The 12,953-nt window shown below is 70.3% G+C and carries 13 protein-coding genes; 8 read left to right on the top strand and 5 right to left on the bottom strand.

All coding sequences use genetic code 11. The features are described from left to right. Positions 1-285 precede the first annotated feature (285 nt). Positions 286-501 (top strand): glutaredoxin family protein, encoded by a 216-nt coding sequence (locus HY049_00460; GenBank protein MBI3447380.1) that lies wholly within the window; start codon positions 286-288, stop codon positions 499-501. Between the two features lie 37 nt (positions 502-538). Here the strand turns inward: HY049_00460 and HY049_00455 are convergent, their stop codons facing one another. The 5 genes from HY049_00455 to HY049_00435 form a co-directional block, all read right to left on the bottom strand. Next, on the bottom strand, positions 539-2,713 hold the full coding sequence (locus HY049_00455; protein MBI3447379.1) for a S8 family serine peptidase: 2,175 nt from the start codon (positions 2,711-2,713) through the stop codon (positions 539-541). Between the two features lie 78 nt (positions 2,714-2,791). After that, positions 2,792-3,982 carry a VWA domain-containing protein gene (locus HY049_00450; protein MBI3447378.1) on the bottom strand — a complete coding sequence of 397 codons (1,191 nt, stop codon included), beginning with the start codon at positions 3,980-3,982 and terminating at the stop codon, positions 2,792-2,794. Positions 3,983-3,992: 10 nt separating this feature from the next. Continuing rightward, positions 3,993-5,423 carry a proline--tRNA ligase gene (locus tag HY049_00445; protein ID MBI3447377.1) on the bottom strand — a complete coding sequence of 477 codons (1,431 nt, stop codon included), beginning with the start codon at positions 5,421-5,423 and terminating at the stop codon, positions 3,993-3,995. 44 nt (positions 5,424-5,467) lie between these two features. Beyond that, entirely contained in the window at positions 5,468-6,406 is a 939-nt protein-coding gene (locus tag HY049_00440) for a 50S ribosomal protein L11 methyltransferase (GenBank protein ID MBI3447376.1), read from the bottom strand. After that, positions 6,397-7,044, bottom strand: coding sequence for a protein-L-isoaspartate(D-aspartate) O-methyltransferase (locus HY049_00435; GenBank protein MBI3447375.1), 648 nt, complete (start codon positions 7,042-7,044; stop codon positions 6,397-6,399). The genes HY049_00440 and HY049_00435 overlap by 10 nt, the downstream gene beginning before the upstream one ends. Before the next feature lie 96 nt (positions 7,045-7,140). Here HY049_00435 and HY049_00430 point away from each other — a divergent pair, with 96 nt between their 5' ends. From HY049_00430 to HY049_00400, 7 genes are all read left to right on the top strand, one after another. After that, positions 7,141-7,575: a type II secretion system protein GspG gene (locus HY049_00430; GenBank protein MBI3447374.1), complete on the top strand. Its 435-nt coding sequence runs from the start codon at positions 7,141-7,143 to the stop codon at positions 7,573-7,575. Between the two features lie 20 nt (positions 7,576-7,595). Beyond that, positions 7,596-8,264 carry a hypothetical protein gene (locus HY049_00425; protein MBI3447373.1) on the top strand — a complete coding sequence of 223 codons (669 nt, stop codon included), beginning with the start codon at positions 7,596-7,598 and terminating at the stop codon, positions 8,262-8,264. Beyond that, on the top strand, positions 8,261-8,968 hold the full coding sequence (locus HY049_00420) for an endonuclease III (protein MBI3447372.1): 708 nt from the start codon (positions 8,261-8,263) through the stop codon (positions 8,966-8,968). The genes HY049_00425 and HY049_00420 overlap by 4 nt, the downstream gene beginning before the upstream one ends. A gap of 14 nt (positions 8,969-8,982) precedes the next feature. Further along, complete coding sequence (locus tag HY049_00415; protein MBI3447371.1) at positions 8,983-9,756, top strand: ROK family protein; 774 nt, start codon at positions 8,983-8,985, stop codon at positions 9,754-9,756. A 56-nt stretch (positions 9,757-9,812) separates the two neighbouring features. After that, positions 9,813-10,988, top strand: coding sequence for a methyltransferase domain-containing protein (locus tag HY049_00410; GenBank protein MBI3447370.1), 1,176 nt, complete (start codon positions 9,813-9,815; stop codon positions 10,986-10,988). Positions 10,989-11,052: 64 nt separating this feature from the next. Beyond that, complete coding sequence (locus HY049_00405; GenBank protein ID MBI3447369.1) at positions 11,053-12,093, top strand: inorganic phosphate transporter; 1,041 nt, start codon at positions 11,053-11,055, stop codon at positions 12,091-12,093. 82 nt (positions 12,094-12,175) lie between these two features. After that, positions 12,176-12,913, top strand: coding sequence for a TVP38/TMEM64 family protein (locus HY049_00400; protein MBI3447368.1), 738 nt, complete (start codon positions 12,176-12,178; stop codon positions 12,911-12,913). The last annotated feature ends 40 nt before the right edge of the window (positions 12,914-12,953 follow it).

The following is a 12,953-nucleotide window of genomic DNA, read 5'->3' as shown; positions in this document are numbered from 1 at the left end:
GGAACGACGCGCCGACCGTGGGGACGGCGACGATCAGGATGCACAGGATGGGAGCGAAAGCGCCCGCGGGGAGGTATCCCTTCGCGGGCTCCGGGGAGTAGATCGATCGTGGGTTCAGGGCGTGACCTGTTCGCACACGACAGGTCTACGGGCGATACGGCGCGATGTTCCGCATGACGCGCGAAGAGTACCGCTCGTTGAACCCTTAGAACGTGAGGATGGCGATGTGCATCGTGGCCCTCCGGCATCTCCGTGCACTACATTCCCCCCGAAGGAGGACCCACCATGCCCGAGCAGGTGCTGATCTTCGGCAAGGACACGTGACCGTACACCAACGCCGCCCGTGAGGATTACGGCACGCGAGGATACGAAGTCGTCTACCACAACGTGAAGAAAGACGCGGCTCAACTCGCCGAGATGCTGAAGCACAGCCGCGGAGGGCGCGAAGTCCCGGTGATCGTCGAGAAGGGGAAGGTGACGATCGGCTTCGGAGGGACGTGAGGCGTCTGAGGCCGGCGGTCGCCGGCCCCTCAAGGGCTCACTTCACCGAACGCAGCATCTGCCAGGAGGCCCCGCCGACGTTCACCAGGACGTCGGCCCGGCTGTCCTTCGACGCATCGACCCTGCCCGCGAGTACCACCCCCGCCGCGCCCGGGCACGCCCAGGGGCGAGCCTGCGCGAACGCCGCCCCCGTCGACCGAAGCACCATGACGCAGTGCGTCAGGGAGTCGACCGCGAGGAGATCCGACATCCCGTCGCCGTCGAAATCGGAAGTCCCCACCGGCGTGAGCGTGCTGTTCGGATCGAGCGCCACGGCGTTCACGAAGAGCGACGACGCGCCGAAGGCGGTTCCGGTCGAGAGCGACACATCCACGTGCGCGCCGGTGCCGAACGGCGTCCAGTTGATCAGATCGTCCTTGCCGTCCCCGTCGACGTCCCCCGCGGCGATGAACGAGCCCGCCGTGTCACTGCTCCACGACTGAGGCGCCGCGAAGGCGGTCCCGGCCGAGATCAGGACCTCGAAATCGCTGGTGAAGGTGACGACGTCGGCGCGGTTGTCGCCGTCGAAATCGCCGGCGGCGCTGAGCGCGCCGGGGACCTGGCCGCTCCAGGACTCCACCGGAAGGAAGGTCGTGCCGGTCGAGCGGAGAGCCTGGAAGCCGTTCGCCGCGTCGCCGAGGATGACGTCGGCGCGGCCGTCGCCGTCGACGTCGCCCGTGAGGTTCGCCGTGCCGGGAAGCGAGGCGGTCCACTGCTGGGCCGCGTCGAACTTCGGCGACCTCGCGGCCGCGAGAGAGACGCTGAACCCGCCCCCACCGCCGCGGATCAGGTCCGCCTCGCCGTCGTTGTTCATGTCGGCGAGGAGGTTGACCGAGCCTGGGAGATCGGTCGAGTAGGCGAGCCCCTTCAGGAAGAGATCCTTCACGGTCTCGAACGCGTCGAGGCGCCCGCCGGCGAACTGGGTGGCGAGATTGTTGGTGTGGTTCCCGCCGAGGACGATGCGGGCCCTCACGGCCGCCGGGGCGAACGGACCGCGCGCGAGGAGCAGCGCCGCGACGCCGGCGGTGTTCGGGGACGCGAACGAGGTTCCGTCGGCGATGAGCGTTCCGCCCGGAGGGGAGACGAAGTAGATCGGCACGTCGGCTCCCGGCGCCCCGATGTCGACCGTCTGGGGGCCGAAGTCGCTGAACCCCGGCCTGTTGTCGAGGTTGTTCGTCGCGCCGGCGCAGACGGTGCCGGAGAGGTCGTAGGCGCACGGATAGGACGACGTGGCGTCGTCGTTGTTGCCGCCGCAGTTTCCCGCGGCCATGACGACGGTGACCCCCGCGTCCTGCGCGGACTTGACCGCGTCGAGCTCGGCCTGCGAGAAGCAGTCGCCGGACTGGATGCCGACGCAGCCCAAGGATGGGTTCGGGTTCTCGTCGCACGCGATGCTCATGTTGATGATGTGCGCGCCGTGCGTGACCGCCCAGTCGATCCCCTGGTTAATCGCCGACTCGGGGCACTCGCCGAGCGAGTTGCAGACCTTGATGGGAAGGAGCGAGACCTTCCAGGCCACGCCGGTCAACCTCTTCCCGTTGTTGCCGACCGCGCCGATGATGCTGGCGACCCCGGTGCCGTGCCCGTTGTCGTCGATGGGGATGTTGTTGTTGATGAAGTCCATGCCGCCGGGGAGGAGGCGCGACGACAGATCGCCGCGCGTTCGATCGATTCCGGTGTCGAGGACGGCGACCGTCACGGCGAGGCTGCCGGTGGTGAGATCCCAGGCCTTCAGCGCGTTGATGTCGGCCCCGGGCGTCCCGGCGACGCCGGAGACCGCCTGGCCCACGTTGTTGAGGTGCCACTGGATGAGGCGGAGGTCGTTCGGCTTCTTCGCGATGTGCCGCGCGCGGACGAACTCGGCCGCCTCGACGGACGGGTCGAGCCTGTACCGCCTCACGATCGCCTGCGGGTCGGTCCCCGCGGGGAGGCTGACGGCCTGCCATCGCGTCCGCGGGGAGCGGTACGTGATCGAGGCGCCGAGCCGCGCGTGCGTCGCCGCGATGGCCGCCCCGCCCGCCGATTCCCGGAACCGGACGAGGACCTGCCCATCGGCGGCGGGGGAGGGGGGCGTGAGGGCTCCCGACGCGCGCGAGGCGCCGACGGTCAGCGTGCCGGCGACGGTCAGGAGCAGGAGAATGAACGAAGCGGCGATCGCGCGTCTCGATCTCAAGGGTATCTCCTCATGGAGGGCATGATGTCGGGTGGGCGATTCTATCCTCACCGGGTGGGCGCTGTCACCGTCACGCCGTCAATCTCCGGGGGCGAAATACCCCTTCCGCGCGGTGACGACGACCCGGGGGCGCGACACCGCGACGGAAAGCCCGCGCCAGGAGCCGTCGCGGCGGTCGTTGGTGGGGTGGTATCCCAGGGTGTACTGGAAGCGCATCTCGTCGAGGATCTTCTCGAAGGCGGAGCGGAGGCGGCCCGGGCGCTCGACTTTCAGGAACCGGCCGCCCGTGTCCGAGGCGAGCTTCGTGAGGACCTCGAGCGCCGAGTGGCGCCGGGTGAAATCGAAGTCCCCCTCGAGCTGCTCGCCGAGGCCTATCGTGAACGCCGTCACCTGCTGCCTCAGCGACTCGTCGATCGCCTCCTCCAGGGTCCGGTTGCTTCCCGGCCCCATCCCGTCGAACGACTGGTCCTGCCCGTCGGAGAGGAGGACCAGGGCCCGCCGCCCCTCCTCGTGTCCGAGGAGCGTGACCCCGGCGTAGATCGCGTCGTACAGGGCGGTCCCGCGCTGCGGCTCGACGGTCGCGAGGACCTCGAGGACCGCCGGCCGGTCGGAGGTGAAAGGCTGCACGACGCGCACCTCGTCGCTGAACGTCACGAGGGCGACGCGGTCGCCGGGCTCGAGAGATTCCACGAACGCGCTCGCCGCGTCGATCGCGCGGGTGATCTTCTGGTCGCGATGCATCGACGCGCTCACGTCGAGGAGCAGGACGATCTGCACGGGCTTCCTCTCCTGGGTGAAGAGGGAGATCTTCTGCGGCGCTCCCCCTTCCAGGATGGAGAAGCTCTCCTGTTTCAGGTCGTTGACAAAGCGGCCGTCCTCGGTCTTCACCGTGGCGTAGACCTCGACGAGAAGCACGCGCGCCCGCTCCACCCCCAGGCGGGCGATGGTCTTCGTCTCCACGATCGCGATCTTCCCGTCGTCGGTGTAGACCCGCGCGCGGATCGTGTGCGGCTCGGCCCCGTCCCCCGCGTCCCACGGCGCGCGGTACGGCGCGTCGAGGGCGGTGCCGACCAGCGCGCCGTCGACGAAGAACTCGACCTTGAGGGGGTGAACCCCGTCCGCCGGCTCGACCGTCGCCTCGAGAGTCACCTTGCCGAAGACCGGGGAGTCGACCTTCGGCGACGAGATCCGCGCGACGGTGGCGGCGCCGAAGGCGGGTGTGGAGAGGCAAAGCCCGGCGGCCATCGCGAGCAGGACTCGGCGCGTCACGTGCGCCCCCTCAGTACGCCCGGGCGAAGTGGGCGCGGCGTGTGGAAGGCGACCCGCAGATGAGGCAGGCCCCCTTCTCCTCCGGGGCGTCGAGGGCGAGGCAGCGGATCGTCGCCTTCGTCTCCTCCTTGATCTGCCCCTCGCACTTCGGGTCGCCGCACCAGTGGCTGCGGAGGAAGCCTCCCGGCGATTCGATCATCGTCTTGAAGTCGGCGTACGCGTCCACGGCGTGCGTCGCCGCGTCGCGCCTCTTCAGCGCGGCGTCGAAGAGATCGCGCTGGATCTCGTCGAGAAGCGGCGGGACGGACGCCGGGATCGCCCCGATCGGGATCGCCTTCTTCTCTCGGTTGGTGCGCTTGACCGCGGTGGCCTGGCCGGCGTCGAGATCCTTCGGGCCCATCTCGAGGCGCAGCGGCACGCCCTTCAGCTCCCACTCGTTGAACTTGAATCCGGGGCGCACCCCCTCGCGCGCGTCGATCTTCACGCGCGCGCCGGCGGCGGCGAGCGCGCGGTGGAGGGCGTCGGCCGCCTCCATCACGCGCCCCCTCTCGTCCCCCTTGTAGATCGGGACGATGATCACCTGCGTCGGCGCGAGCTTCGGCGGCAGCACGAGGCCGTTGTCGTCGCCGTGCGCCATGACCAGGGCGCCGATCATCCGGGTCGAGAGCCCCCACGAGGTGTTCCAGACGTACTCCCATCCCCCCGACTCCGTCTGGTACTTCTCCTCGAAGGCCTTCGCGAAGTTCTGCCCGAGATGGTGCGAGGTGCCGGCCTGGAGCGCCTTGTTGTCCTGCATGAGGGCCTCGATGCAGAAGGTCTTGACCGCGCCGGCGAACTTCTCGGCGTCGGACTTCACCCCCTTCACGCACGGCAGCGCCATGAAGTCCTGCGCGAACGTGTGGTACACGTCGAGCATCCTCAAGGTCTCTTCCATCGCCTCGGCCTCGGTCGCGTGCGCCGTGTGCCCCTCCTGCCAGAGGAACTCGGTCGTCCTCAGGAAGAGGCGCGTGCGCATCTCCCAGCGGACGATGTTGGCCCACTGGTTGATGAGGAGCGGCAGGTCGCGGTACGACTGGATCCACTTGCCGAACATGTGGTGGATGATCGTCTCGGAGGTGGGCCTCACGTAGAGCCTCTCCTCGAGCTCCTTGCCCCCGCCGTGCGTGACGACGGCGCACTCGGGGGCGAACCCCTCGACGTGCTCTTTCTCCTTGTTCATGAACGATTCGGGGATGAAGAGCGGGAAGTAGGCGTTCTCGTGCCCCGTCGCCTTGAACATCGCGTCGAGGGCGCCGCGCATGTTGTCCCACAGCGCCATCCCGAGCGGCCGGATCACCATGCACCCCTTCACCGGCGAGTAGTCCGCCAGCGGCGCCTGGAGCACGACGTCGGTGTACCAGCGCGAGAAGTCTTCGGCTCTGGGGGTGATCGCGTTCGCCATGGGCTCTCCGGGTGGTGGGACGGGGGATCACGCAGGAGCGCGCATTATAGACGCGGTTCCACCCCGGCGGTCCACGTCCAGGACCACCCCGGCCGGTCCGCCTTTCCGAAGCGCAGTCGGATGCGATCGCCCTCGCGGACGGGAAGCCCCGCCGGGAGCCGGAACAGAAGCGTCGGCCAGTGGACCGGCGGGCCGTCGGGATCGCATCGCAGCTCGACCCCTTCGCACATCGCCGCCCGCCAGAAGCCGGCGAAACCGTGCAGCACGCCGTCTCGGCCCGCCGTGAACTCGAGAGCGCGGTCGAAGTCCATCTCCGCGCTCGCCGTCCGGAAGTCCACGTCGTAGACCGCGCGCTCGGCGGCCAGGAAATCGCGGCGCCGGATCCTGCGAGCCGCGGTCATCGTCCCCACCGGGACATGACGGACCGCGGGCCTGTAGTCGAAGCCGCGGATCGGCCGCTCGAGGAGCCCGATCCCCTCCTCGAACGATTCGACCGGGGCGAGGAAGATCATGACGCCCTGCGGGATCAGCCCGCCGCCGGTTCTCAGCAATCGTGTCCGCGCGTCCACGAGGCTCCAGAGGATCTCCTCGCTGAAGACGAAGGCGCCGATCGTCTCGGAGACGACGACGTCGGCGCGCTCCGGAAGTGACAGCGCCGTCGAGTCGCCGCGCATGAAGACGACCCGGTCCTCGAAGCCGTTCGCCTTCGCGATCGACCGGGCCACGTCGAGAATCGGCGACCGCTCGATGGCGTACACGCGCGCCGCGCCGGCGCGGCACGCCATGAGCGACAGGAGCCCGGTGCCGGCGCCGAGATCCACGACCACGTCGCCCGGCTTCACCGTCCTCGCGATCGCGCGCTCGAAGGCCTCGGCGCGGACGTCGTCCGCCAGCATCCAGAGGTGCATCTCCATGTCGGAGAAGCCGGGGACGAGCCTGAGGGCGGCGGCGAGGGCCGACCTGGATGGGGAGGTCAGGACCACCTCGCTTCGCCCGTCATCGGCACGAAGCGCACCGGGAGGAGGACGTCGTTCACGAGGCGCCCCCCCCTTCGCGTGAAGAGCCAGAGGCTCTGGTCCGTCGCTCCGAGGGGGATGACGAGGCGCCCTCCCTCGCCGAGCTGATCGAGGAGCGCCGGCGGGACGTGGTCGGGAGCCGCCGTCACGAGGATCCCGTCGAAGGGGGCCTCCTCGGGCCACCCCCGGTACCCGTCGCCCGTGCGGCTCCGGACGCGGCCGTACCCGAGGGCGTCGAGGCGGCCGCGCGCCTCCTCGGCGAGCGCCGGGACGATCTCGATCGTGAAGAGATCCGCCCCCGTCTCGGCGAGGATCGCCGACTGGTACCCGGAGCCGGTGCCGATCTCGAGAATCTTCATCCCGGGCCCCTGAAGCACCGCCTCGGTCATGAAGGCGACGATGTACGGCTGCGAGATCGTCTGGCCGCCTCCCAGCGGGAGGGGGGAGTCGTCGTACGCGTGCGCACGCTGGGTCTCGGGGACGAAGAGGTGCCTCGGCACCGCGCTCATCGCGCGGAGGACGACTCCGGAGGTGATGCCGCGGCCGGCGATCTGTGTGGAGACCATCTCCGAGCGGGCGGAGGTGGTCGTGTCGAGCCGCGTCATGACGAGCTCCCCAAGCGGACGCTATCACCCTCCTCGGGGCCGGGCAAGCGGCCGCCGCGCCTTGACTCCCCGGAGATCGTGGCGAATCATCGAACCATGACGATTCGATTCCCTCGAGCCCTCCTCGCCCTCGCCGCGCTCGCGGTGACCGCCTCGTGCTCGTCCACCTCGCCCGTGAAGGACGCCCAGGACGCGACCGCCGAGGCCGCCGACGCCTACGCGAAGGGGCTCGTGCGCGGCATCGATCGTGGGAAGAGCGACCGCGCGGAATCCGATCTCGGCAACGCCCGCCGCGCCCTCGAGCAGTACGCGGCGGACGAGTCGGGGTATCCCGACGCCGGCTCGTGCGCCGAGCTCATCTCGAAGCTCCCGTCGCGCGGGCCGAGCCTCCCCGAGAAGGACCCGTGGGGAAACCCGTACGACTGCAGGACGAGCCGGACGAGCTACTCGATCCGATCGGCGGGGCAGGACGGCGCGTTGAACACCGGCGACGACGTCGTCGCGGAGGGCGGCGCGCCGCCGGCTCCATGAGCGCGCGCGCTCGCGGGAGAATGCCCGCGCGTCTCGCGGCGCGTCTCGCCCTCGTCGCCGCTCTCGCCGCGACCTCCGCGTGCACGAGCACCGACTCGCGGCTCACCGCGACGGTCGAGCGGTACCTCGCCGCCATCGTCCAGCGGGACTCCGGGGGGATGGCGCTCGTCTGGGGGCCGTTCCGGCGCGACGCGGGGGACGGGAACAGCGAGGGATACAGGAACCACCTCGTCACGTTCGAGGGGAGGTACCAGGCGGGCCAGCGCGCCTTCGACATGGCGAAGAAGGAGGGCTCGCTCGCCCCCGATCCCTTCGGCGTCGCGATGTTTCGCGCCCTGGGGCTCGGTAAGGGTGCGGCGTCGTTTCCCATCGAGGTCCAGGTCAGGGACGACGGCGCGACGGCGCGTGTGCGGACGCGCGTCGTCACGAACCTCGAGACCCTCCATCTCGACGCGATCCCGGACGGCGTGCGCATCTACCTCATGGGGTACCCCGTGGGGCGCCTCGAGATGATCTCGGTGGGGTTCGACGAGCTGTCGAGCCACCGGCTGCTCCAGTCGGTCGACGTCGAGTGGATCCTGAGCAAGGCGACCGAGACGGTCCCCTCCCCGACGGGATGGCTCATCGAGTCGATCGCCGCCGATCCGAACTCCTCGGTCGAGTGGAAGCCGAAGGCGACCAGGGGATGAAGGGGCTCGGCGAGGTGATCGGGACCCTCGAGGCCGCGTACGGCCGCCCGTCGCTCTCGGATCACCCCCGGCTCGCGCCCCTCGACGAGCTGATCCTCACGATCCTCTCCCAGAACACCAACGACCGGAACCGGGATCGCGCGTGGGAGGCGATGCGCGCGCGCTTCCCCGACTGGAGCGCCGTCGCCGCCTCCCCCCGCCGCCAGCTCGCCGCGACGATCCGCGTCGGTGGCCTCGCGCCGACCAAGTCGGCGCGGATCCAGGACGTGCTGCGGAAGATCTTCGCGGAGCGCGGCGCGTACGATCTCGACTTCCTGAGAGACCTGCCGGTCGCGGAGGCGGAGGAGTACCTTCGCGGCTTCAAGGGGGTCGGGCTCAAGACGATTCGGTGCGTGCTCCTCTTCTCGTGCGGCAAGCCGGTGATCCCGGTGGACACGCACATCTTCCGGGTGGGGAAGCGGCTCGGCCTCTTCCCGCCGAAGGCGACCCCGGATCGGGCGCACGCTCTGCTCCAGGAGATGACCCCACCCTCGGAGATGTACCCTTTCCACGTCAACCTGATCACGCACGGCCGGAAGATCTGCGGGGCGAGAAGCCCGCGCTGCGAGGCGTGCCCGCTCACGCCGGGCTGCGCGTACTTCTCGGCGCTCCGGAAGAAGACGGCGAAGCCCGCCGCGCGTCCGCGCCGGCGGATCCAGCGATGAGGGAGGAGACGGAGATGGCGCCACGAACGAAAGCGCAGCCCGCCGCAGGATCGGCCGCGTCGCACCGCCACACGCTGGCCATCGACGTCGGCGGCACCGGCTTGAAGGCGTCGGTCCTCGACGAAGAGGGGAAGATGATGACCGACCGTGTTCGCGTCGAGACGCCGGTCGGCGCGCCCCCCGCGAAGATCGTCGCCGCGCTCGCCGCCCTCGTGAAGCCGCTTCCGGCGTTCGACCGCGTCTCCGTCGGCTTCCCGGGGGTCGTGCGCGACGGCGTGGTCTTCACCGCGCCCAACCTCCGGAATGACGGCTGGCGTGGCTTCGATCTCGCGGGGGCGCTTCACCGACGCCTCGGCAAGCCGGTCCGCGTGATCAACGACGCCGACATGCAGGGGCTCGGCGTGATCCGCGGCCGGGGGATCGAGATGGTCGTCACGCTCGGGACCGGCTTCGGGACCGGCCTCTACTCGCACGGCCGGCTCGCGCCGCACCTCGAGATCGCGCACCACCCCTTCCGCAAGGGGGAGGACTACGACCAGCAGCTCGGCGAGGCGGCGCGGGAGAAGATCGGCAACAAGAAGTGGAACCGGCGGGTGCGGATCGCGATCGACACGCTGAGGCGGCTCGTCAACTTCGATCGCCTGTACGTCGGCGGCGGCAACGCGAAGCACGTCTCCTTCAAGCCCGGTCCCGACGTGGTCCTCGTCGACAACAAGGCCGGAATCGAAGGGGGAATCGCTCTCTGGCGCGAGTTCGGCGCCAGGAACAGCGACGCCCGGAGAAGGTGAAACCCGGGGAGGCCGGACGGCATCCGACCGGTGACCGGGACGAAGGAGAGTGTCCGATGAACCCGCGCGCAGAGAACTCCGTCCTCGACGTGGAGCGCGCCGTCCGCGAGCGCTACTCGAAAGGGGCGGCGAAAGCGGAGGCGGCGCTCTGCTGCCCCATCGACTACGACCCCCGGTACCTCGCGGCCATCCCGGCCGAGGTCCTCGAGAGGGACTACGGCTGCGGAGACCCCTCGCGGTACGTCCGGGAGGGAGATGCCGTCCTCGATCTGGGAAGCGGGGGAGGGAAGATCGCCTTCATCGCGGCGCAGATCGCCGGGCCGCGCGGGCGCGTCACGGGCGTCGACATGAACGACGAGATGCTCGCCCTCGCGCGGCGGTCGGCCCCGCGCGTCGCCGGGGCGATCGGGTTCGACGTGACGACGTTCCGGCGGGGGCGCATCCAGGACCTCGCCCTCGATCTCGATCTCATGGACGCGTGGCTGAAGGAGAACCCGGTGCGGGGCGCGGACGATCTCGCGTCCCTCGAGGAGGCCGCGGAGCGGCTGAGGCGCGAATCGCCCATGATTCCCGACGCGTCGATCGACGTCGTCGTCTCGAACTGCGTCCTGAACCTCGTGCGCGAGGAGGACAAGCCGAAGCTCCTCCGCGAGATCTTCCGCGTGCTGAAGCCCTCCGGCCGCATCGCGATCTCGGACATCGTCAGCGACGAGGTCGTTCCCGATGACCTCAAGGCCGACGCCGACCTCTGGAGCGGCTGCGTGAGCGGCGCCTTCCAGGAGACGGAGCTTCTGCACGGACTCGAACGGGCGGGCTTCTACGGCGTCGCCCTCGACAGGTGGGAGAGCGCTCCCTTCCGCACCGTGCGCGGGATCGAGTTCCGCTCCATCACCGTCACCGCGAGGAAGGGGAAGGAGGGCCCCTGCCTCGACGCGAACCAGGCGGTCATCTACCGCGGCCCGTGGAAGCAGGTCGAGGACGACGACCACCACGTGCTTCGCCGCGGCGAGCGCGCCGCGGTCTGCGCCAAGACATACCGGATTCTGACCGCCGAGCCCTACGCCGCCGAGATCATCGCCGTCCCGCCGCACACGGAGATTCCAGAAGGAGAGCGCAAGGGGTTCGACTGCGCGCGCACGGCGCCGAGGGACCCGAGGGAGACCAAGGGGCTCGACTACGACGCGACCTCCGAGGGAGGCGCCGCGTGCTGCGCCCCGGGGGAGTGCTGCTGACGTGGGCGCCCTCGTCCTCGCGGCGGCGGTCCTCGTCGCCTTCGTGAACGGCGCGAACGACAACATGAAGGGTGTGGCGACGCTGTACGGGGCGGGCGTGCTCAGCTACCGCAGGGCCCTCGCGCTCGCGACGGTCTCGACACTCCTCGGTTCTCTCGCATCGATCTTCCTCGCCTCGGGGCTCGTGAGCGCCTTCTCGACGAGGGGGCTCGTGCCGCAGGCCGCGCTGACGCCGGCCTTCCTCGCGGCGGCGGGTCTCGCGGCCGGGGCGACGGTCCTCCTCGCGACGCGGTTCGGGTTCCCCGTCTCGACGACGCACGCCCTCCTCGGCGGCCTCGCGGGGGCGGGCTTCGTCGTTGCGGGGTCCGCGCTGAACCTCGGCGCTCTCGGGGCGACCTTCATCCTCCCGCTGGTGGCCAGCCCCCTCCTCGCCATCGTGCTCGCCTCCGGGATCTACGTCGCGGGCCGCGGGTCACGCCGCCGGCTCGGCGTCGAGGCGGCGACCTGCGTGTGCGTCGGCGAGGAGTGGTTGCCGGTGGCGGCGACGGCGGGCGCGATGTCGCGCGCGGCCGGCGGAAGGCTGGCCGTCCTCGTCGATTCGAGCGCCGAGGAATGCCGTAGGCGCTACGTCGGGAGCTTCGCCGGCGTCTCCGCCCAGTCCGTGGTCACCGCGGGGCACGTCACGAGCGCCGCGGTGGTGGGGTTCGCGCGCGGCCTCAACGACACGCCGAAGGTCCTCGGGCTCGTCGTCGGCGCCTCGGTGCTCGGCCCCGGGGCTGGCGCGGTGGCTGTCGCGGCGGCGATGGCGGCCGGCGGCCTTTTCGGCGCGCGCCGCGTGGCCGAGACGCTCGCGAAGAAGGTCACGCCCATGAACGAGGGTCAGGGTCTCGCCGGAAATCTCTCGACGTCGATCCTGGTGGTCGGGGCGTCGCGACTCGGTCTCCCGGTGTCGACGACCCACGTCGCGACAGGCGGCATCTTCGGCATCGGCGCCGCCTCGGGCGAGATGCGGTGGCGGATGGCGGGGGCCGTGGTCCTCGCGTGGGTGACGACCCTCCCTCTCGCGGCCCTCCTCGGCGCGGCGGCGATGGCGGTGCTCCGATAGCGGTCCGGGGCGGGGAAACCCGGACGGCGGGATCGGCATCCCATGGGGTGAGATCGTGACGCCCGACAAGGAGAAGCCTCCCATGAACGAAGCCACCGCCGACCCCCGAGTGCTCGCCGCCTCCGAGAAGAAGCCCGGGCTCCCCATCGTGAAGATCGCCCTGGCGCTCGTCGCCGTCGCCGGGCTCGTCCTCTTCGGGCGGCGCGCGGCCGCCTTCCTCCCGCAGTTCGCGGCCTGGGTGAACGGCCTCGGCGTGTGGGGGCCGGTCGTCTTCATCCTGGGGTACGCGCTGGCGGCCGTCGCCTTCGTCCCCGGATCGATCCTCACCCTCGCGGCCGGGGCGATCTTCGGCCTCGGCTGGGGGACCCTCTACGTCTACATCGCGGCCACGATCGGATCGTCGGCCGCCTTCCTCGTCTCGCGACATCTCGCCCGCGCCGCGATCGAGAAGAAGATCGCGGGAAACGCGCGCTTCGCCTCGATCGACCGAGCCGTCGGCGCGCAGGGGAAAAAGCTCGTCTTCCTCCTCCGCCTCTCGCCGATCTTCCCCTTCAACCTCCTCAACTACGCCCTCGGCCTGACGAAGGTCTCCTTCACCGACTACGTCGCCGCCAGCGTCGGGATGATTCCGGGTACGATCCTCTACGTGTACTACGGAAAGCTCGCCGGCGACGTCGCCGCGCTCGCGTCGGGGGCCGCCGTCCAGAAGGGCGCCGGCTATTACGCGGTGCTGGGGCTGGGCCTCCTCGCCACCGTCGTCGTGACGACGCTGGTCACGCGCACCGCGCAGAAGGCGCTGAAGGAGGCGACCGAGAAGTAAGCGCCGGGCTGTGGCATTCTGGCCGGATGACGCGCTGCCC

This window comes from Acidobacteriota bacterium (genome assembly GCA_016195325.1).
In the GTDB taxonomy this organism is placed as follows: domain Bacteria; phylum Acidobacteriota; class Polarisedimenticolia; order JACPZX01; family JACPZX01; genus JACPZX01.
This window is presented reverse-complemented; position numbering and strand designations above follow the sequence as displayed.